The organism is Parapedobacter sp. GCM10030251, from assembly GCF_042666505.1.
In the GTDB taxonomy this organism is placed as follows: Bacteria; Bacteroidota; Bacteroidia; order Sphingobacteriales; family Sphingobacteriaceae; genus Parapedobacter.
Genome location: NZ_JBHTDN010000001.1, coordinates 733164 through 753811, shown reverse-complemented (window position 1 = coordinate 753811; position 20648 = coordinate 733164). Strand labels below are relative to the sequence as shown.

Below are 20648 nucleotides of genomic sequence, written 5' to 3'. Positions count from 1 at the left end.
TATTCTTAACTAACAAACAAACTAATATAATTAAACTTTTATTTATATAAGAACTTATCGGCAAAATTAACAAGATTGATGCCGCCATAATTTCCTGAACTCATGAGCAATAGGTTTCTGCCGGTCGGATCCATGGCTGAGAGATATTGCTTCATGCTTTGCACGTTGCTGAAATAAACTAAATTGGGCTGATTGAACGAACTTTTAAGCACATCCTCAGAAATGGATCCAGCATTGCGTTGTTTAAGCGCTTCTTGATTGATAAATACCGCGGGATATTCGGCGTCATGCATCGTGTCTCTATACTCTTTGAGATATGCCTCATTGAGGCTGCTGTATGTATGTAATTCCACAATGGCTACCAGCGCTTTATCGGGAAATTGTTCTTTCAGCGCGTGGATACTGGCCTTCAGTTTAGCTGGTGTATGGGCGAAATCGTGATAAACCACACTGTCGTTGTCGCTGGCTACATATTCCAACCGGCGGGAGGCGCTTTTGAACTGCCTGATTGCGGTATAAAAGGCATCCCGTTCAACCCCCAACCATTCGCAGACGGTAAAGGCAGCGGCGATGTTGGATAAATTATGTCTACCGAAGACCTGTAGAGGAATATCGCCATTATGCGTATGCATATAGGTGATTCCCTTATTGATGGTATATTCAGGGGTACGGTATCCGTGTTTGTTGATTTTGGATCGATCTTCAAGCACTAGCCCCCGAAGTATCTGATCTTCTTTGTTGTAAACCAAGGTACCTTTTGGCTCAATGGTTTTAATGAACAGGCGAAACTGATTCACATAATTTTCAAACGTAGGAAATACGTTGACATGATCCCATCCAATGCCGCTGATAAGCGCGATATGCGGCTTATATAAGTGAAATTTCGGGCGTTGGTCAATTGCCGATGCAAGGTATTCGTCACCTTCAATGATCATTAGCGGTGCATCCTTCGTAAGCCTCACCATGTGATCAAATTCATCGAGCTTGGCCCCGACCAAATAGTCAAAGTCACGTCCAATGGATTTAAGTACGTGCATAATCATACTGGTGATCGTGGTTTTGCCGTGACTTCCACCGATAACAACCCGTGTTTTCTCACGGGTTTGTTCATAAATAAACTCCGGATACGAGCAGATACGGATTCCTAACTCCTGCGCCTTGATCAACTCAGGATTATCTGCCTTCGCATGCATACCCAGCACGACGGCATCGATATCTGCTGTGATACGCTCAGGGTCCCATCCGGATTTAGGGAGGAGATTTTCGTTGGCTAGGTTGGTCCGGGACGGCTCATAGATATGATCATCTGATCCGCTCACTATATACCCTTTCTTAGCCAATGCAATGGCAAGATTATGCATGATGCTTCCACCAATGGCGATGAAGTGTACCCGCATATTTATCCTTTTTTTCTAAAACACGCCGCCGCCCAACCACCTAACGTCCGATGGCTATCATACGTCAATGCAACATCAGCTCCGGCAACCTTCAGCGCTTCCAAGTCGTCCCCCTCGTAAAAGCCGCTCATGTACAATACCCCGCCTTCCGGCAGGGCTTGTGCGTAACGACCTAATTGATCCAATAATATATTGCGGTTTATGTTTGCCAGTATTACGTCAAACCGTTCGTTCGAAATCAGATCGGCGGTTCCGCATTTTGCCACAATTTGTGGTGTATGGTTCAGCGTTCTATTTTCCAGAACGCTATCGATGCATACCGGATCATTGTCAATAGCCCATATACGCGAAGCGCCCATCTTTGCCGCCAGTATTGCCAATATGCCGGTGCCGCACCCCATATCCAAAACTTCCTTTCCATCGAACGACTCTTCAAGCATGTAACACATAACCAGCGAAGTGGTTTGGTGATGCCCTGTACCAAATGCCATTTTGGGATCGATGATAATCTCGTATGGATAGGCGGGCTTAGAAGGATGAAACGTTGCCCGCACGTAGCATTGATCGGCCACGACTACCGGTTCGAAATTACTTTCCCAAACCGCATTCCAGTTTTGGGGAAGAATTTCCCGCACCGTAAACGTTACTTCAAAACCCACGGGTTGATGGATAAGCAACGATTCCAACGCCGGTAAGTCTAGTTGCTCCGAAGCGATATATGCGGCAAACCCTTTATCATTTGATTCAAACGTGTCGAATCCGATATCCGCCAGGTCGTGCATCAGCACATCCCGATGCCAAGCTTCACCTCCCTTGCAGATAAAGTTCACTTCACTGTATTTCATGGACACGGTAATCCGTACTTAGCGATTGAAAACTTTCACAATATCGACAAAATCGCGCGATTTCAACGATGCCCCGCCAATAAGTCCGCCGTCAATATCTGGTTGAGAAAAGAGATCCGGGGCATTTTTGGGATTGCAACTGCCGCCATAAAGTATCGTCGTACGATCGGCAAGTTCCTGGTGATACTGTTCCGCTAACTCGTTGCGGATGAACGCATGCACTTCTTGCGCTTGCTCTGGAGAAGCCGTAAGCCCAGTCCCAATCGCCCAAACGGGTTCGTAAGCCAATACTACCTTTTCGAAAGCTTCATTGGAAAGGTGAAAAAGACCTTTGGTTAATTGCTCGCTAATCACATCGAAATACCTCCCCGATTCCCGTTCCTCCCGCGTTTCGCCGATACAGAAAATGGGGATTAAATCGTGTTTCAATGCTGCATCTACCTTTTTGCTGAGTACATAATCGTCTTCGCCAAAATAGGCGCGGCGCTCCGAATGCCCCAGGATGACGTAGGTAGCCCCGGTAGACTTCACCTGTACCGCGGAAATCTCCCCTGTATAGGCTCCCGCTTCTTCGAAGTAGATATTTTGTGCCCCGATAGCAACCTGAGGCGTGCCTTTGGCCAACTGCGCAACAGCGTGCAGGTGAATGAAAGGGCTGCAAACGACCACTTGCTGGCCACCGATCGCCTCGTCCCTGACCATGTTTACAATTTCAGAAAAAAGACTCACACCCTGTTGGTGATCGAGATTCATTTTCCAATTTCCGGCTACGATTTTTTTTCGCATGACGTTTGATATTCTATTCTATGTAAATGATTAACTAATATTATACGCTTGTTCCCGGTGTCTTCTTGTCAATTCGAAAACGGCGGTCAACAACCTCTTTTCGACTTCGTTAAATTCTAAATCGCGCCGTTCGTATACCAACGACGCGGTTTCAAAAAATTTATCCAGTCGATAGGTCGAGAGACCATCCTTGTCTCCCCATGAAAAATCGGGGACAAACGTTGGCGGCATCCCTGTACCGAACACATTGGCGCCCACTCCCACCACAGTTCCCGTGTTAAAAGCGGTATTGATGGCACATCGCACATGATCGGCCATGATTGCGCCGCAGAATTGCAAACCGGAATCCCGATATGCCTGATTGCGGTAGTCGAATATACGTACAGACTTATAGGTATTTTTAAGATTGGAATTATTGGTATCTGCGCCCCAATTGCACCACTCCCCCATAACGGAACTTCCGAGATATCCATCGTGTCCTTTGGCCGATCTTCCCCATATGACGCAGGTGTTCAACTCGCCCCCTACACGTGAATAAGGTCCCACGGTTACGTTACTATATATCCGAGTTCCCATCTTTACCTGTGAATAATCTCCCAGCGCAAATGCGCCACGTATATGACTCCCTTCCCACACTTCGCTATTACGGCCGAGGTAGATGGGGCCTTTCAGGCTGTTAAACGTGGCAAATTCAGCTTGCGCCCCTTCCTCCGCAAAAATCTGGTCGCCCAAAAAACGATTACTTGCCGAAAGTGACGCTGAAGACCGGCCTTTGGTAAGCAGGTCAAAGTCCAAGTTGATTTGTTCACCGTTGTTAAGAAACAGGTCCTCGGGGTGATTAATCATTACCACATCGTGTGCATAAGCCACAGGCCGAAATTGTGCAATGACCTCCGGATGCCAGGGAAACAGCGATCCCGCCTCCCCCCGGAAAGCAACAAATTCGCTACCGGACATCAACACCTGCCCCACCTCCAGTGCCATCACGGCATCGAACAGTCGGTCGCTCGGGCAACAGTTGCCCCGGATAACCCATACTTCTCCGGCTACATCCCCCAACGGATATTTCTCGGCCAGGTGGTCCTCCGTCAGAAACGAATACGTAGCACCCAGCCATTTCCCCCATTTTTCGGCTATCGTCAATATTCCAACACGCAGATCGGACACCGGACGTGTCAATGCCAATGGATAAAGTCCCATTCGCCAATCCGCTTTATCAAACAGAACGATATGCATAGGTTTCCATTTAGAACGGCTAAAATAAAAAAGTCCCGATAAAATATCGGGACTAATATTTTTTTACCAGCGTATACCTTATTTATTGTAACGGTTGCGGAATTTATCGATACGGCCTGCGGTATCGACCAATTTCATCTTACCGGTATAATAAGGATGGGAGGTATGTGAAATTTCAAGCTTTACCAAAGGGTATTCGTTTCCATCTTCCCATTTGATGGTTTCTTTGCTGTCAATGCACGATTGCGTTAAAAATGCATAATCATTTGACATATCCTTGAAAACCACTAACCTGTAATTCGATGGATGCAAATCTTTCTTCATTTTATCTATGTATTACTATATTCTGATTAAGGCTGCAAAGATAGACTATTCTAAATTAATTTCCAACATTATTTTCAATCCCACATCTCTGCTGCCGTTACTGGAAAACAAGATCGCCAAAAAACTGCGGCAGGTGGAAGTTCGGGGTCGGATGGTCGATCCGATTCCAAGACAAAAAGTGCGGAATTGGCAATTCGTCTCCACATTTGTAAAAATTGCCGGTACAACGCATGCCACCAAACCCGGTAATCGCATGCGTATCAAAAACCGAAAATGGGATAACCAGCAACAATCCCCACCTCATTTCCGCGGTCAACGCTTCCTTTACAGGGACACTGGGAATAGCCTTCACGGTCTCGATCAGTTCCTTCGGCAATCTTCGGCGTTTTTCCAGGTCGGAATCTCCATAACCGATCAGCCCGGTGCCTGCGCAGTTAAACTCGAGGTTATAATAATGACGTGTGTCAAACGACAGAAAGAACTCGACACAACTGTCTTTGTAGACCGGATCATTGGTATTCGTATAGAAAGCCCTGACATGCTTTTCACGGACCAGGTAGCTTAGTAACAGGCAATCGCTGGCGTGTGCCAACTTAAAACGCACATGAGGCCGGTAAGGGAATGCAGGCCATGACACCTCCTCCACGTTGTGATCTGGCACGTCATCCATTGCCGAAAGTAACTTCTCGTGTGATGACTGGCGACTTATTCCATCCAGATAGGGAACCACTAAACTTTTTACAGATTTCATCCTATCAGGTTGCTGATCGATATTGACCTACTACATGATCTATAATCTCCCTCAATTCGGCCTCATGGTTTTCAAGTTGCGCCACAAGAGCAAGTTGCGCACGGGTACGCTGTAGATTATGATCTGCATGATGGACTTTGTAATAGTGATCCCCTTCCAAGAAATCGGTGAGAAACCGCACGGCCTGCATGTAGGGCAGCAACATCACTCCCTCAATGAGCGAATCCACCTCATCCTGCGTCAGAAAGTGGTGTGCTTCCTCAAAATATCCGGAAGCGTAAGCCCTGAACAGCGGAATATTGAGGGTGACCCTATCAAGATCAGCCTCATCTTCAGCGGCCTTGTTAATGATCGTGCGGATCGCATCACCGAAATCATAAGCAACGTATCCGGGCATCACGGTATCTAAGTCAATCACGCATTGGGCCTTGTCTTGTCTATCCAGCAATACGTTATTGAATTTGGTGTCGTTATGTGTGATGCGGACCGGTAGCCGGCCGCTCGTAGCCAAATCCAAAATCGTATGCATGCGCCTTTCCCGGTGTTTGATCGCGTCCAGTTCAGCCGATACCCGTCCCACGCGATTTGCCGAATCTGACGCTATTGCCTCATTTAACTTACCCAGACGCTTTCCAATATGGTGAAAGTCGGGCAGCACCTCATGAATAAGTCCGACATTCAGGTCGGACAACAATCGTTGAAATTGCCCAAATGCCTGTCCGCCTTCCCGGGCCTGTTGAGGGGTTTCCACAATATCATAGCTTCGCGTATCGGCGAGCAGCACCAGCATCCGCCAGAAATTGCCGGCCACGTCCACAAGATAAGGTGCCCCCTCCCGCGTCGGTATCAAGGTAAGCACCTTTTTTTCAACGTATTCATCTCCACCGCCCACTTGCTTATATTTTTCTTTCAAATGGCGAATTACCAGCTGCATATTATCCATCACGGCCGGAACATCTTTGAAGACGTGGTGGTTTATCCTTTGGAGAAGATACCCATCCGTCCGCCCTCCGTCAGTCAGCACGCGGTACGTATCATTGATGTGTCCGGATCCAAACGGTGAAATATCCGTAACGGTACCCTCGATATCAAATCGGTTTGCCAACGCCGATACCTGTTCTAAATTTAAATTGCGCATCATGTTAAATGAACATATCGTCTTTTGCTTGAAAAACAGCTCGCAATATGCACATTCGAAAGGTAATAACCATACCTTTTTACCACACAATCGTTTGCGTTATTTTTTAGAATGAAGGACCGTCGAGGTTACCCGAAAACGGCCTTTTGGCCATTAAATCGGGAAAGCAGATTCCATTGCGACAGGCGCCGCCGCCAATACCTCGTCACTTACTTCCTTGGCGAACTTTTTAAAATTTGCGTGGAAGAGTTTTGCCAATTGGCTTGCCTGTGCGTAATACGCTTGTTCGTCCGGCCAGAGTTGTATAGGGTCAAGCACGGCATCGGGTACGTCCGGACAGCTCGTCGGATACCGGAGCCGAAAAATCGGATGGATCCGGAACGTGGACTCCTTGAGTGTCCCGCTCAGCGCTGCTTGAATAATAGAGCGGGTATAACGCAGTTTTATGCGACGGCCAATCCCATAAGGCCCGGCAATCCAACCCGTATTAATCAACCAAACGTCGATTTTCCCCGCGACAAGTCTATCCTTTAAAAGTTCCGCATAGCGGGAAGGATGCAACGGCAGAAAGGCCTCGCCAAAACAAGCGGAAAAGACAGCCCTTGGTTCCGAAATCCCCTGTTCCGTACCCGCTATTTTAGCAGTATATCCAGACATGAAATGGTACATCGCCTGAGCGGTAGAAAGAAGCGAAACCGGCGGAATCACACCAAAAGCATCCGCGGTTAGGAAAAATATATTCTTCGGCGCGGAAGCCCTTCCCGAAGCGACGCCCCCCGGCACATGATGGATGGGATAGGCAACGCGTGTATTTTCCGTTTTCGAAACGTCGTCATAGTTTGGCACGCGCGTCCCCGGAAAAAAATTGATATTCTCGATCAGTGCCCCAAAGCGAACGGCGCGGAATATCTCCGGCTCTTTGTTTTCGTCCAGTCCAATACACTTGGCATAACATCCGCCTTCAAAATTGAAAACACCGTTGTTATCCCAGCCATGCTCATCATCACCGATAAGCATTCGACCCTTATCGGCGGAAAGCGTAGTTTTTCCGGTACCCGACAACCCGAAGAAAAGTGCAGTATGGCCATGGTCATCTGTATTCGCGGCACAATGCATTGACAATACACGTTTATTCAATGGCAGCGTATAGTTCAAAACGGAAAAAATGCTCTTCTTTATCTCGCCTGTATAGCCGGTTCCTGCAATAAGAACAACTTTTCGCTTAAAACTGATGACCACGAAATTGCCATGATGCAAACCTAACGCCTCCGGCTGCGTACAAGTGTACCCAGGAGCAGCCAACACTGACCACTCCGGACGTGCCGTTGGGTCGAAGGCGGCGGGTCGTATAAATAAGTTGTGTGCAAAAATATTCTGATAGGCGGTTTCTGTGATTGTCCGGATACCGATGCTATGGTTAGTGTCCGCCCCGGCTATGCCATCACGCACAAAAATATTTCGATCATTAAAATACACGCCTACTTGCTCAAACAGGAATTCGAAAGACGTCTCCGAAAGCGGCTGGTTCACGTTCCCCCACCACACCGTGTCTTCGGTAACTTCATCCCGCACGATATACCGATCAGCGGGTAACCTCCCCGTAAACCTGCCTGTATCAGCGGATAACGCACCGGTATCAGAAAGATTTCCCTCTCTGTTGACGATCGCATATTCAACCAATTCAGCCACACTCGCTTGATAGTGTACTCTATCTGTATTTCGGATAAACAGGTAAGTTAAATCAGGAATTGTCGTTTTTGAATCATTCATGGCACTTTATTTAAGAATTTCGCAAATCAAGTGCAGCAAATGTATGGATCAAATCTCATATTTTAAATCAAAAATTACTGAAAATCAGACTATTGTAAATAATACACTAAGTCAATCAATTGTCACACAGAACCGTTTATCGTTTTAGCCCCGATTAGAAAAAAATTTTCACAAAATTTTGATGCAAACGTTTACCGACATCGTCGGTTACTTTTAAAGGTTGCCGGCTTTTATTATCTTTAACGATTTGCCAATTACAGTAAAAATATGAACTTATACGCTATTGATACCGGATTCTTTAAGCTTGACGGCGGCGCCATGTTTGGCGTAGTTCCCAAATCCATATGGCAGCGAACCAATCCTGCTGATGAACGGAACATGTGTACATGGGCCAACCGGTTGTTGCTAATCGAGGATGGTCCACGTCTGATTTTAGTAGACACGGGAATCGGGAATAAACAGGGAGAGAAATTTTTCAGTCATTATTACCGGCATGGGGAAGCAACATTGGACAGTTCACTGGCCGCGCACGGCTTTCATCGCGACGATATTACCGATGTTTTTCTCACACACCTTCATTTTGACCACGTAGGTGGAGCAATTGTTCGCGAAAACGAGCAGCTCGTGCCTGCTTTCAAAAATGCCATTTACTGGAGCAACAAGCAGCACTGGGACTGGGCCTTGTTCCCGAATCACCGTGAAAAGCCCTCATTCCTGCAGGAGAACATTATTCCGATCTATGACAGCGGCCAACTCCGCTTCGTAGAAGCCGAGGACGGAGTTAGCTTTTCGGAAAACATTAAAATTCGCTTTGTGTACGGACATACGGATGCCATGATGCTTCCACAGATCAATTACAACGGAAAAACGTTGCTGTACATGGCCGATCTTCTTCCGTCGGCCGGCCATATTCCGCTACCCTATGTAATGAGCTACGACGTGCGCCCGCTCACCACCATGGAAGAGCGGAAAAATTATTGGCAGGAAGCGGTTGATCATGATTACGCGCTGTTCCTCGAGCATGATCCGGTAAACGAATGCTGCACGATACAGCTTACCGACAAGGGGTACCGTCTCAAAGACACGTTTTCCCTAAGCGAATGGCTTTAAATTCAAAAATTAAAGCCGCCATGGAATTGCACCCTGGCGGCTTTTGTTTAGTTTAGTTAGTGTATCGATTATACCGAGGCCTGGCTTTGGCGAATAATGTTCAACGCACCTCCGGCTCTAAACCAACCGATCTGCTGATCGTTGTAACTGTGGCTCACTTCAATCCGCTCTTCTGAACCGTCTGCGTGATGAAGCACCAGCGTAAGCGATTTGCCAGGAGCGAATTCCGTCAATCCGACGATGTCGATGGTATCATCTTCGAGAATCTTATTGTAATCGTCTTTGTTAACAAAGGTCAGCGCCAACATCCCCTGCTTTTTCAGATTAGTTTCATGGATACGCGCAAACGATTTTACCAATACCGCTCGCACGCCCAGATGGCGAGGTTCCATGGCCGCATGTTCACGCGACGAACCTTCCCCATAATTCTCGTCCCCAACCACGATCGAGCCGATTCCAGCCGCTTTGTAATCACGTTGTGTGGCCGGAACAGGACCGTATTCATTAGTTAATTGATTTTTTACCGAATCCGTTTTATCGTTAAAAAAGTTAACGGCTCCAATCAATAAATTATTGGAAATATTATCCAAATGCCCCCGGTATTTCAGCCAAGGGCCCGCCATTGAAATGTGGTCGGTCGTGCATTTGCCCTTTGCTTTGATAAGCAATTTTAATCCCTTGATATCCGTACCTTCCCACGCCGGGAACGGATCAAGCAATTGCAGGCGATCCGAAGTCGGCGATACGGCTACGACTACATGGCTGCCATCTTCAGCGGGCGCCTGGTAACCGGCATCTTCTACGTCAAAGCCCTTCTGCGGAAGCTCATCCCCAGAAGGCGGATCTAACTTCACGGATTCCCCTTTGCTATTCACCAATGTATCCGTAATTGGATTGAACGATAAATCACCGGAAATTGCGATCGCCGCCACCAGTTCCGGTGATGCTACGAACGCATAGGTGTTTGGATTTCCGTCCGCACGCTTGGCGAAGTTCCGGTTAAACGAATGAACGATCGTATTTTTTTCTGCCTTTTCCGCACCCACGCGGGCCCACATGCCGATACACGGTCCGCAAGCATTGGTAAAAATAGTGGCATCCAAATCGGTAAACGTATCCAACAAGCCATCCCGTTCAGCAGTGTACCGCACTTGTTCAGAGCCTGGATTGATACCGAATTCTGCCTTGGTCACCAGTCCTTTCTCCACAGCCTGTTTGGCTACCGACGCTGCACGCGATAGATCTTCATATGATGAGTTGGTGCAGGATCCGATCAATCCCCACTCAACCTTCAGGGGCCAGCCATTCTTTTCGGCTTCCTCCTTCATTTTTGAAACCGGAGTTGCCAAATCAGGGGTAAACGGTCCATTCAAATGCGGTTCCAACTCGGACAGGTTAATCTCGATCACTTGATCGAAATACTGTTCCGGATTAGCATAAACTTCGGGATCGGCAGTCAGATGTTCCTTGATTGCATTAGCCGCATCCGCTACGTCGGCGCGGTTGGTTGCCCGGAGATAACGCTCCATCGACTCATCGTAGCCAAATGTTGAAGTCGTTGCGCCAATCTCAGCTCCCATGTTACAAATCGTCCCCTTTCCCGTACAGGACATGGACGTTGCGCCTTCACCAAAATACTCGACGATGCAACCGGTCCCCCCCTTAACGGTCAGAATACCTGCGACTTTCAAAATAACGTCCTTTGGTGCTGTCCAACCGTTGAGTTTACCGGTCAATTTGATACCGATTAATTTCGGAAATTTAAGCTCCCAAGGCAGACCTGCCATCACGTCGCATGCATCCGCCCCTCCTACACCAATGGCTAGCATACCAAGCCCACCTGCGTTAACGGTGTGCGAGTCGGTACCGATCATCATACCGCCTGGAAACGCATAGTTTTCCAATACCACTTGGTGAATGATCCCTGCTCCGGGCTTCCAAAACCCAATTCCATACTTATTGGACACGGAAGCCAAAAAATTAAACACTTCCTTGCTCTCGGTCGTCGCTACCGCCAAATCCTTTTCTGCGCCTTCCTTGGCGCGAATCAGGTGATCGCAATGAACCGTGGATGGAACGGCAACCCGGGGCCGCCCCGCTTGCATGAATTGCAGAAGAGCCATCTGCGCGGTCGCGTCCTGCATCGCAACACGATCAGGCGCAAAGTCCACATAGGAAACTCCCCGTTCATATCGTTGAGTTGCATTGCCATCCCACAAGTGGGCGTATAAAATCTTTTCCGTCAGGGTCAAGGGCCTGTTCACCACTTTGCGGGCAGCTGCAATACGTTCGCTGTATTGCGCGTAGGCCTTTTTAATCATGTCGATATCGAATGCCATTTATCAAAAGAATGTTATCGTGTTATAAGAAGAAAACGACAGGTGAGGTGTCGTTGTATCACAAAACTGCGCGAAGTTACAAAAAAATCAAGTTACAACGAGGAATGAGCACCGGCGGATTCAATTTGGAAATATTCTAAACAACCACAGATTAGACCAATCAGGCAGAAATCAAATCGGGAGTGATCCGTTTCAACTCGGCAATGGTGTGTGTCGGGTTCTTTGCCGCAAAAATGGAATTTCCAGCCACCAATATGTCCGCTCCGGCTTTCAATAAAGCCAATGCGTTATGGCTGCTTACTCCGCCGTCTACCTCAATAAGTACCCGTTCGTTTCTGTCGGCGGCGAGATCTCTTAATTCCCGTATTTTTCGATAGGTCGCGTCAATAAATTTCTGACCGCCGAATCCAGGATTGACAGACATGACGAGAACCAAATCCACATCTTCGATGATTTCATGCAGGTGCGACACCGGCGTACTCGGGTTAATGGCCACTCCTGCCGTGCACCCCAATTCCTTAATGGCATGTACTGTACGGTTCAGGTGGGTGCAGGCTTCTAAATGCACCGTAATGTTATCGGCACCCGCTTCCTTGAATTGTCGGATGTATTTTTCGGGTTCGACGATCATGAGATGCACATCCAACGGCTTCCGCGCATAGTGAGCAATGGACGCCATCACTGGAAATCCAAAGGAAATATTGGGCACAAAAACCCCATCCATGATATCGATGTGAAACCAATCCGCCTCGCTCTGGTTAACCATGACTATGTCGTCATGTAAATGAGCAAAATCTGCGGAAAGAACAGAAGGAGCAACAAGGTGTCTGCGCTTGGACATGGTTCTTTTTCGGCAAAGATAACGAATTACAAGCGATCTTTGCCAAACAGAATTAACTGTCCTTATTTGTCGGCAAGAAAATCGAACCGGTCCCCCAACTCAGGAGAATGATTATCCGCAGGGTCTATTTCGTTGAGGTAGGCTGCTTCGGGATACAAACTGCCACTAAGCAACCTGTTTAGCCATTTCCGTACGAATGGATATTCAAATTCTGACTTATCCAGCGTAATCAAATATGCGTTATCGGTAATTTCAATACTTGATTTCGTCGTCATATTTCCAACAATTTAACTTCGGAAAAGGTACGGCTCAAATGATAAGCGAATATTAACCTTGATTTATCATACTGTTAAAATCCCATTCGGCAATTTTTTTTTACTTTTGGGATAAAATAGACAGTGTGGCACGATTAAAGATCAAATATAAGGCAACTGATACAGGAGGAAAGTATGCGATCCTTCCCAAGTATGGAATGATGTTAGCAAGCATTGTACTGATTACGGTATTCCTGCCCAAGCAACCCCGCTTCCGATACGAGTTTGAAAAAGGCAAAGTATGGATGCACGAAGATCTGATATCGCCTTATAACTTCGCTGTGCTAAAAACCCAAGCTGAACTTGAAAAGGACCGGGAAAATGTACTGAAATCCGTATATCCCATTTATGACAATCATACCCAGGTAAGCGAACAACAACTCACGCAATTTGAAACCGACCTCCCCGAAAAATGGCAAACCGGCGGGCTGGATACATTGGAAGAAAACCTGAACACGTACGAACAGGTAGGCAAACAGCTGCTCACAGACATCTATAAAAAGGGAGTTATTGCACTAAATAACAAATTTCAGGGGGAACAAACGCATTACAATTTTACTCTGCTTACCGACAATGTCGCTAAACAGTTGAACACGGCAGCAGTGTTTACACGTGAGTCGGCCGTTGAATTCATTAAGAAAAGCCTCGACAACCGATCGGCGATTAAGCAAAAGGATTGGCTGGCCAAATTATTAAATGACTATATCGCTGTAAATTATCTTTTTAATGAGTCGCTGACATCCCGGTTAGAAGAAGATGCATTGGCAAGCATCTCTACCACCAGAGGCATGGTGCAACGCGGCGAACTTATTGTAGCAAACGGCACCACCATCAATAACGAGACGTATCAGAAAATCGAATCGCTGCGCAAGGCATATGAAGAAGAGGCACGCATTGGCGGCAACCGTACCCTGGTTATGTTGGGTCAGTTTTTCATCGTCGCGCTGGTCGTTTCACTTCTTTTCGTTTTTATCTACCTATTTCGAAAGGATATCTACTACAACAACCGCCTGATTTTCCTTATTCTCATTGTCATCACTGGCATGTTGCTGGTATTATCATGGGCCATTAAAATTAATCTTCCCAGTCTATATTACATCCCATATTGCATCGTTCCCGTCATTATGCGGATCCTTTTCGACACGCGATTGGCACTTAACATTCATCTTTTGATGGTTTTATTGGCTGCTTTCTTTGTCCCTAACAGTTTCGAATTTGCATTCCTGCAATTTTCCACAGGTATGGTCGCCATCTACAGCATCAAAACGCTGGTGAAACGGGAACAATTCCTGATCTCATCTGCGATTATTTTGGGCACGTATCTGGTGGCGTATATTGGCATGGGTTTAATGCGCGACGGATCCTTCAATAATCTTTACTGGTCCGATATTGCGCCCTTCGTATTCAGCGTATTGCTCACGTTGTTGGCTTACCCGCTGATTTATGCGTTTGAGCGATTGTTTGGTATTATTTCAGACGTAACTCTCATGGAGTTAACTAATAGCAACTCCAAATTACTCCGGGAACTTTCTTACAAAGCACCGGGAACTTTTCAACATTCCATGCAAGTGGCCAATATTGCCGAGGCAGCGATATACAAGATCGGCGGAAATACGCTCTTGGTACGGGCAGGCGCCTTATACCACGATATCGGAAAAATGGCGAACCCGCAGTATTTTATTGAAAATCAAACGAAGGGGTACAATCCCCACGATGGCCTTTCTTTTGAACAAAGTGCACAGATTATCATTTCACATGTAGCAAAAGGTGTAGAGTTAGCCCGCAAACACCAGCTGCCAGAAGTAATCATTGACTTCATACGCACGCATCACGGCACCACCCGGGTCGATTATTTTTACCAGTCCTATATTAAATCGTTTCCTGAAAAATTTGTAGACGAAGAAGTATTCCACTATCCAGGGCCTATCCCGTTTTCTCGGGAGACCGCCGTATTGATGATGGCAGATTCGGTGGAGGCGGCATCCCGCAGCTTAAAGGAACCTACTGCGCAGAGCCTCAACGATTTAGTAGACAAAATTATCGAATCCAAATTGAGCCAAAAGCAACTCATCAATAGCAACATTACCTTGAAAGATATCACACAAATCAGCGAAATCTTCAAGGATATGCTGAAAAGCATCTATCATGTGCGTATTGACTACGAAGCCAATAAAAAAAGCAATGCATCTCAAAAAGCGGAAGCTGCGCAGTAAACCGGCTTGCACCTGAGAAATTTGCTTTTTTTAAATTCAGGTTTTTCAAATTCGTTTTTTTGTAGTACGTTTGCAGGCGCAAAACGGTGAGGTGCCTGAGAGGCCGAAAGGAACAGTTTGCTAAACTGTCGTACTGGAAACGGTACCGCGGGTTCGAATCCCGCCCTCACCGCAAGCAACGGCAAACCCGACTTTCGTCGGGTTTTTTTGTTTAACAGGTGGTAGCCTCCCCGCAAGAATTCCTATGAGGAAGATCCGGGAAGCCAACCCTTCATGCCCCGATCCTCAGCCGTACCGGGAAGGATGCTGTTAAGCAGGAATGCCCAAAGGCCCGACACGAGCATGGGCGTAGCCAATACAACATTAATAAATACCATCAACGATGTATTTCCATCTCGATCGGATGTTCTTCCATACCAATTTCACTATGGCACCGACGAAAAGCAAAATGATGCCCGCGACCAAGCATACAAAGCGGCTGGCACATTGAATAGGCCTAAGCTTGCTTGGAACGCAGCCCGATAAGCAGCGCTCCACCGAGATACTGCAACTTTTTTATTTTTTAAACTAATATGGAATCCCAACTGTTATCAGATGTAAACCATAGTCGTTGACGGTTTTCGGATGGGTATCGGATTCAGCAACTTTTATAAACGCCTTGGATTCGGTAAGATAAATTAGCGACATTATCAACGGAACGACTTTATCATTGAGTTTAAAAACGATAGCAGATGAAAACAACAATCGGCATTATAGCAGGAAGCCTGCGTAAAGAATCCTTTTCCAGAAAAATAGCCAAGGCATTAATCCCAATGGCGCCGGACGGTTATGAGTTCAAGCTTGTTGCCATTGACGATCTGCCGATATACAATCAGGATTTTGACGATCACAACGAAGTCCCCGAATCATATATTACGTTCAGAAATAATATCGAGTCGCTCGATGGCGTGATTTTTGTCACTCCTGAGTACAACAGATCAGTACCTGGTTGTCTGAAAAATGCCATAGATGTTGCCTCCAGGCCGTACGGCAAAAATAAATGGGATGGTAAGCCGGCAGCGGTTTTCAGCAATTCGCCCGGAGCAATTTCGGGTTTCGGTGCCAACCACCATTTACGTCAAAGCCTGGTATTCCTTAATGTACCGGTTATGCAGCAGCCCGAAGTGTATTTAGCTAATGTACAGGATCTACTCGATGAGAGTGGCAGTCTCAAAGATAACAAGACAAAGGATTTCCTTCAGCAAGCTGTCAACGCTTACATCACCTGGTTCAATAAAAATCATTCCACCAATTCCTGATCTTCATTGGTCCGTAATGAATGACCAGATCGCTTAGTGAATTGTAGTCATTTTACCTGAACATTTTCCTAGCGGCACTATTGGGTTTTTTGGTTGATAACACATGAAGCATATTGATTTGCGCCTGGACTTCCTGCTGGATTCTCGGATCACTGAATCCTTTGTGTTCGAGTATATCCAGATCTTCATCCTGGAGTTCCGTATCGATTACGCATATAAGGGTTTGGGTTAGGTTTAATTCGAAACCCCGCGCGCCTGTCATGCAATATTGCAATATATCATTTAACGAGACGATCAGTTCATAAAGCGCTCGTTCTTTCGGATAGGTTACATCCAGGTCGGCTTCGTCAATATTCTGAAGGACAGACATGAATTCTTCGAGTTTCCTGTTGGTTACCTGGCTTTCGCCGTCAACCATGTCCCATAAACAATCAAGGATATTTCGGATCATGGATGCTTCGGATCCCGATACATGCTTTTCCATAATATCCTCGCTTAAGGAGTATAATTCTTCGCAGAACCATGCTGCCCAAAAAATCAGGTTGTGATCGGGAATTGTGGCGGTCTTCTCCCTTACTTCTTTTAGGTATTCTTCAAAGTCCTTCATTCGACTATTGTAGAGTTATTTCAATTTCCCTTCTGATTGAAACGAACTTCGACAAGATAATGCTGATTTGCAAATCCCCGTGTTAATAAAAAAGGCAGCGGCGCTATAACAAACTTTTACAATCTTTGCAACCAATATGAATTTCTCACATTATACAGCACGTTGGGCTAGGTCCTGGAAAGGTTAAGCCAAAAATCCTGAATGGCATACTTTGCATAAGTTGTATATCTCCAACTAGAATTTTTACAGAAATTAACTTCGGTTAAACCCGACGACATGGTTGAATGAGTTGACGGGGCACAACTGGGTGAATAATTCCCGTGTTTCCGGCTTGATTTGGTTACAGCACAGAAGATCCGCCGTTGCCGGAACTTCTGTGCTGCCGTTTTAAAACGTCTCGCCGCCAACTTAATTAAACGCTCAATATCCACCTTACATCAAAAGCATCGGTTATTTCGATCAGCTTTTGGCCTCGGCCGTCATCCTTACCTATGGAAGAACCCGGTTTATTGAACCTCAGTTTTCCAATGAGCGCCTGCCTTTCTTTAGTATTTCGGCAATGCAGAAAAATAGACAGATAGTTACCGAGCGTCCTTCCTTCGTTGTGCACCAAGTCAGATCCGTAAATCGTTATCCCGTCGGAAACAAGTGATCCGCTTACCACAGGTACTTCTGTATAACCTTCTATCGTTCCTTCAAAGGTCTCAAAATTCAAGGTCCCGCCAAAGCAAGTTTGGTAAAAGGTGAGTGCCTTCCTACAATTACCTGAAAAGGTGATGAAGACTGCACTCACTATTTTACTACCTGCGAAAACCGTCACAGCGGGATCCATTACAGAGGGGTCCGTTATAGCTGATTCCATTACGCATCCGGAATTTCGGGCTCGACCAACTTCATCAGTTTGTCCAGCGACTCCTGCCAACCCAAATAACACATTTCTGCCGGTATTGCTGCAGGGATGCCTTCCTGCAGCACGCTTAGATCCGTGCCACACACGACCTTTTTTAGCCTTACAGTTGTGATCATTTCTCCTGGCAAGCTGGGGTCATCAAATGCGTCGGAGTATTTGATGAATTCATTAGGCTTGATCTCCAGATACGATCCACCGAAAGAGTGCCCATTCCCGGTGCTGAAATTGATAAACGTCATGTGATACTTTCCTCCTACCTTAAAATCCATTTGCTGGACCGTGCATAGAAAGCCATAAGGGGGTAGCCAAGTGGCATAGGCCAGTGGGTCGGCAAATGCTCGAAATACTTTTTCCGGACTTGCCTTGATGACCCGGTGTAATGAAACTGAATTACTTTCCATGATAGTAAATTCCAATTGTGACTGTTAATTAATTACTTCTTACTTTCCTTCGCTTTTTCCTCATTTTCCTTTTTCCGGAAGGCTATGATCTTCTTGATCAACTTTTCCGGCAGCGGCTTATCCGTTGGAATCTGGATAACCGACTTACTGGTTTTATAGCCTGCCAGATCCGCTTTGAAGTGCTCCCAAAACGCGTCGCTATAAGGATGCGACAAAGAGATATGTTTCGGAAATGCACAATAGTATATCAAATAGCCTTTGTATTTAAAGCAGGGAATTTGATAGCTGATGCTTTCCTCTGCATCGGGCACCACTTCATGAATGATCTTTCGGATAATCTGCATCCGCGCTAAGGATTCACCGCTAAATGCCTGATGATACTGATCGATGCTTTGATAATTCGTCTTAGCCATGGGTATAGATTTTTTGGTTATATACATACGAAACGGCCAGAATGCCCAACACCACCAGCGGCAATAGCATAAATCCAATGTTTTGATCTACAACCGCGTGGCTGATAAATGCGAAAATTAAATTAAAGGTAAGCCCTGCATACGCCCACTCCTTTAGTTTGCCGGGTATTCTGGGAAAGGATATGGCGATAACGCCGAGTACTTTAGCAATGACAAGTGCCTGGGCAAAATAGTCGGGGTAGCCCAAAGGCTTCGTGCCAGCGTTTACATACTGAGGTGCGAATAGCAGTGTGCTAAGCGGCATTACACCTTCCCAAAGAACGATGATGATCGTTGCGATCCAAAAGATGATTTTATTCTTTTTCACGTTAGTAGTTTTTAAATGGTATCAATTCGTTGATTCAACATATTTTACAAAGCTGTCCAAGATCGCTTGCCATCCCTGTTTCTGAAATTCAGGATCATTCTCGGTTTCCGCGTCAAATGTCGTAGCGATATGGGTTTGACCGTTCTGTGCTGAAAAAAAGGTCGTAGCCTTTCTTCCGTCTGGCATGGTGTATGAAATTTCCTTATGGAGTTCCACCTGATCATAAACACCTTCGAAATCAAACCCGAAGCTACCATCTTTGGCTTCCATCCTGGTCTTGAATTTACCGCCTACTCTCAGATCGTTTTCGCTGCTTGGGCTATGCCAGCTTGGATCCGCAGTATTCCACCGCATAATGTCGCTCGGTGTATTCCAAGCTTTCCAAACGTTTGCTACAGGAGCTTTTGCTGTTGCTTCTACCGTAATTCTTGTTACTTGTGCCATTGTTAGTTAGTTTTTTTAATAAAATTTATAGTTAGTTTTTTTAATAAAATTTACGATTCAAATTTACATCGGGCCGTCAAACTGCGGCTGTAGTAAAAATGACAATTTTAGGGGTGGATTATGACAAAACTATTTCATAACTTGCGGCTCAATACCGCTGTTTGATATGCAGATTTCTGTCTTTGTACCTGAATATGGGGTAATTGAGGCCGTTACACCGCCATTTAGAACCTTCCACACGGCCAATGAGTTTTTAACCACCTTTGGTAAAAAACCTATTTTCAAAGTTGAATACGTGGGCCTACAGGAATATGTACCGGCCAATAATGGCGAATATATTATCAAAACCGATAGGCTGCTTAAAGATGTATCGACGACTGATTTGCTGATTATCCCCCCCACCTTTGGAGATACCGTCAAAGGAATTCAAGCCAATGCCGAAGCGATCCCGTATTTTAAGCAGTTACACGAGAAAGGTTCGAGCCTTGCGAGCTTATGTATCGGCGCTTTTCTGCTTGCCGAAACTGGTTTGCTAAACGGCAAAAAATGCTCAACACATTGGGCGTATATTAGCGAGTTTAAGGAGAGATACCCCGATGTGGAAGTAGAAGATGGTGCGATCATCACGGAGCACGACAATATTTACAGCAGCGGCGGAGCGAGCAGCCTATGGAACTTAATATTATACCTGGTCGAGAAATTTTCAGACAGGGAGACCGCAATCATGATTTCAAAATATTTTGCGTTGGATATCGGAAGAGACAGCCAATCTCAATTTGCGATATTCAAAGGTCAACGAAATCACGGTCACGAGGATATTCAAAAGGTGCAGGATTACATTGAAAAACACTACTGTAATAAGCTATCCATAGAAACCTTGGCAAAACTGATTAATACGGGCCGGAGAACTTTTGAAAGAAAATTCAAAGAAGCTACCAACAATACGCCCATAGAGTACATACAGCGAGTGCGAATAGAGGCCGCCAAAAAATTCTTTGAGGCATCCCGCAGGAACGTAACCGAAATTATGTTTGACGTAGGCTACACGGACACAAAGGCATTCCGAGACACCTTTAAAAAAATTACAGGGCTTACGCCTATCGAGTACAGAAATAAGTTCGCTAGGGTGACAAATGAGGTATGA

22 protein-coding genes and 1 tRNA gene are annotated in these 20648 nt (G+C 45.9%); 5 read left to right on the top strand and 18 right to left on the bottom strand.

The annotated features are described in order from the left end of the window. Nucleotides 1-38: 38 nt before the first annotated feature. The 8 genes from murC to pckA form a co-directional block, all read right to left on the bottom strand. A complete protein-coding gene (murC, locus tag ACFQRK_RS03190) occupies nt 39-1397 on the bottom strand; it encodes a UDP-N-acetylmuramate--L-alanine ligase (protein ID WP_379003558.1) in 1359 nt (452 codons plus the stop codon). Nucleotides 1398-1399: 2 nt separating this feature from the next. After that, nucleotides 1400-2242, bottom strand: a complete 843-nt coding sequence (gene prmA, locus ACFQRK_RS03185; protein ID WP_379003556.1) for a 50S ribosomal protein L11 methyltransferase — start codon at nt 2240-2242, stop codon at nt 1400-1402. 18 nt (nt 2243-2260) lie between these two features. Beyond that, a complete protein-coding gene (gene tpiA, locus ACFQRK_RS03180) occupies nt 2261-3028 on the bottom strand; it encodes a triose-phosphate isomerase (RefSeq protein ID WP_379003554.1) in 768 nt (255 codons plus the stop codon). Between the two features lie 30 nt (nt 3029-3058). Further along, a complete protein-coding gene (locus ACFQRK_RS03175) occupies nt 3059-4264 on the bottom strand; it encodes a putative sugar nucleotidyl transferase (RefSeq protein WP_379003553.1) in 1206 nt (401 codons plus the stop codon). Between the two features lie 78 nt (nt 4265-4342). Continuing rightward, nucleotides 4343-4588 carry a type B 50S ribosomal protein L31 gene (locus ACFQRK_RS03170; RefSeq protein WP_379003551.1) on the bottom strand — a complete coding sequence of 82 codons (246 nt, stop codon included), beginning with the start codon at nt 4586-4588 and terminating at the stop codon, nt 4343-4345. A 97-nt stretch (nt 4589-4685) separates the two neighbouring features. Further along, nucleotides 4686-5339 carry a carbohydrate-binding family 9-like protein gene (locus ACFQRK_RS03165; RefSeq protein WP_379003549.1) on the bottom strand — a complete coding sequence of 218 codons (654 nt, stop codon included), beginning with the start codon at nt 5337-5339 and terminating at the stop codon, nt 4686-4688. Between the two features lie 4 nt (nt 5340-5343). Further along, nucleotides 5344-6480: a phosphotransferase enzyme family protein gene (locus ACFQRK_RS03160; protein WP_379003547.1), complete on the bottom strand. Its 1137-nt coding sequence runs from the start codon at nt 6478-6480 to the stop codon at nt 5344-5346. Between the two features lie 150 nt (nt 6481-6630). Further along, nucleotides 6631-8247, bottom strand: coding sequence for a phosphoenolpyruvate carboxykinase (ATP) (gene pckA / locus ACFQRK_RS03155; RefSeq protein WP_379003545.1), 1617 nt, complete (start codon nt 8245-8247; stop codon nt 6631-6633). A gap of 267 nt (nt 8248-8514) precedes the next feature. Here pckA and ACFQRK_RS03150 point away from each other — a divergent pair, with 267 nt between their 5' ends. Further along, a complete protein-coding gene (locus tag ACFQRK_RS03150) occupies nt 8515-9357 on the top strand; it encodes an MBL fold metallo-hydrolase (protein ID WP_379003543.1) in 843 nt (280 codons plus the stop codon). 68 nt (nt 9358-9425) lie between these two features. On the opposite strand, the gene ACFQRK_RS03145 is transcribed toward ACFQRK_RS03150, so the two are convergent. The 3 genes from ACFQRK_RS03145 to ACFQRK_RS03135 all read right to left on the bottom strand — a co-directional run bounded on the left by ACFQRK_RS03145 (nt 9426) and on the right by ACFQRK_RS03135 (nt 12812). After that, the gene (locus ACFQRK_RS03145) at nt 9426-11696 is read right to left on the bottom strand and encodes an aconitate hydratase (protein WP_379003541.1); all 2271 of its coding nucleotides are present in this window, start codon (nt 11694-11696) and stop codon (nt 9426-9428) included. Between the two features lie 160 nt (nt 11697-11856). After that, nucleotides 11857-12537: a ribulose-phosphate 3-epimerase gene (gene rpe / locus ACFQRK_RS03140; protein WP_379003539.1), complete on the bottom strand. Its 681-nt coding sequence runs from the start codon at nt 12535-12537 to the stop codon at nt 11857-11859. Nucleotides 12538-12599: 62 nt separating this feature from the next. Next, the gene (locus tag ACFQRK_RS03135) at nt 12600-12812 is read right to left on the bottom strand and encodes a hypothetical protein (protein WP_379003537.1); all 213 of its coding nucleotides are present in this window, start codon (nt 12810-12812) and stop codon (nt 12600-12602) included. Nucleotides 12813-12937: 125 nt separating this feature from the next. Between ACFQRK_RS03135 and ACFQRK_RS03130 the strand changes: the two genes are divergently transcribed. Both ACFQRK_RS03130 and ACFQRK_RS03125 read left to right on the top strand, forming a co-directional pair. Continuing rightward, nucleotides 12938-15064 (top strand): HD family phosphohydrolase, encoded by a 2127-nt coding sequence (locus tag ACFQRK_RS03130; RefSeq protein WP_379003535.1) that lies wholly within the window; start codon nt 12938-12940, stop codon nt 15062-15064. An 85-nt stretch (nt 15065-15149) separates the two neighbouring features. Next, nucleotides 15150-15236, top strand: a tRNA-Ser gene (locus ACFQRK_RS03125). 70 nt (nt 15237-15306) lie between these two features. Here the strand turns inward: ACFQRK_RS03125 and ACFQRK_RS03120 are convergent. After that, complete coding sequence (locus ACFQRK_RS03120) at nt 15307-15441, bottom strand: hypothetical protein (RefSeq protein ID WP_379003533.1); 135 nt, start codon at nt 15439-15441, stop codon at nt 15307-15309. 354 nt (nt 15442-15795) lie between these two features. Here ACFQRK_RS03120 and ACFQRK_RS03115 point away from each other — a divergent pair, with 354 nt between their 5' ends. After that, nucleotides 15796-16362 (top strand): NADPH-dependent FMN reductase, encoded by a 567-nt coding sequence (locus tag ACFQRK_RS03115; RefSeq protein WP_379003531.1) that lies wholly within the window; start codon nt 15796-15798, stop codon nt 16360-16362. Between the two features lie 52 nt (nt 16363-16414). Here ACFQRK_RS03115 and ACFQRK_RS03110 read toward each other — a convergent pair whose 3' ends face one another. From ACFQRK_RS03110 to ACFQRK_RS03085, 6 genes are all read right to left on the bottom strand, one after another. After that, nucleotides 16415-16969, bottom strand: a complete 555-nt coding sequence (locus ACFQRK_RS03110) for a hypothetical protein (RefSeq protein ID WP_379003529.1) — start codon at nt 16967-16969, stop codon at nt 16415-16417. Between the two features lie 412 nt (nt 16970-17381). After that, nucleotides 17382-17831 carry a glyoxalase gene (locus tag ACFQRK_RS03105; RefSeq protein WP_379003528.1) on the bottom strand — a complete coding sequence of 150 codons (450 nt, stop codon included), beginning with the start codon at nt 17829-17831 and terminating at the stop codon, nt 17382-17384. Beyond that, complete coding sequence (locus tag ACFQRK_RS03100; protein ID WP_379003526.1) at nt 17831-18280, bottom strand: SRPBCC family protein; 450 nt, start codon at nt 18278-18280, stop codon at nt 17831-17833. The genes ACFQRK_RS03105 and ACFQRK_RS03100 overlap by 1 nt, the downstream gene beginning before the upstream one ends. Nucleotides 18281-18312: 32 nt before the next feature. Continuing rightward, nucleotides 18313-18693 (bottom strand): iron chaperone, encoded by a 381-nt coding sequence (locus ACFQRK_RS03095; protein ID WP_379003524.1) that lies wholly within the window; start codon nt 18691-18693, stop codon nt 18313-18315. Then, nucleotides 18686-19060 (bottom strand): DoxX family protein, encoded by a 375-nt coding sequence (locus ACFQRK_RS03090; protein WP_379003522.1) that lies wholly within the window; start codon nt 19058-19060, stop codon nt 18686-18688. Before ACFQRK_RS03090 ends, ACFQRK_RS03095 begins: the two co-directional genes overlap by 8 nt. A 21-nt stretch (nt 19061-19081) precedes the next feature. Then, nucleotides 19082-19504 (bottom strand): SRPBCC family protein, encoded by a 423-nt coding sequence (locus ACFQRK_RS03085; RefSeq protein ID WP_379003521.1) that lies wholly within the window; start codon nt 19502-19504, stop codon nt 19082-19084. 166 nt (nt 19505-19670) lie between these two features. Here ACFQRK_RS03085 and ACFQRK_RS03080 point away from each other — a divergent pair, with 166 nt between their 5' ends. Beyond that, complete coding sequence (locus tag ACFQRK_RS03080; protein ID WP_379003519.1) at nt 19671-20648, top strand: GlxA family transcriptional regulator; 978 nt, start codon at nt 19671-19673, stop codon at nt 20646-20648.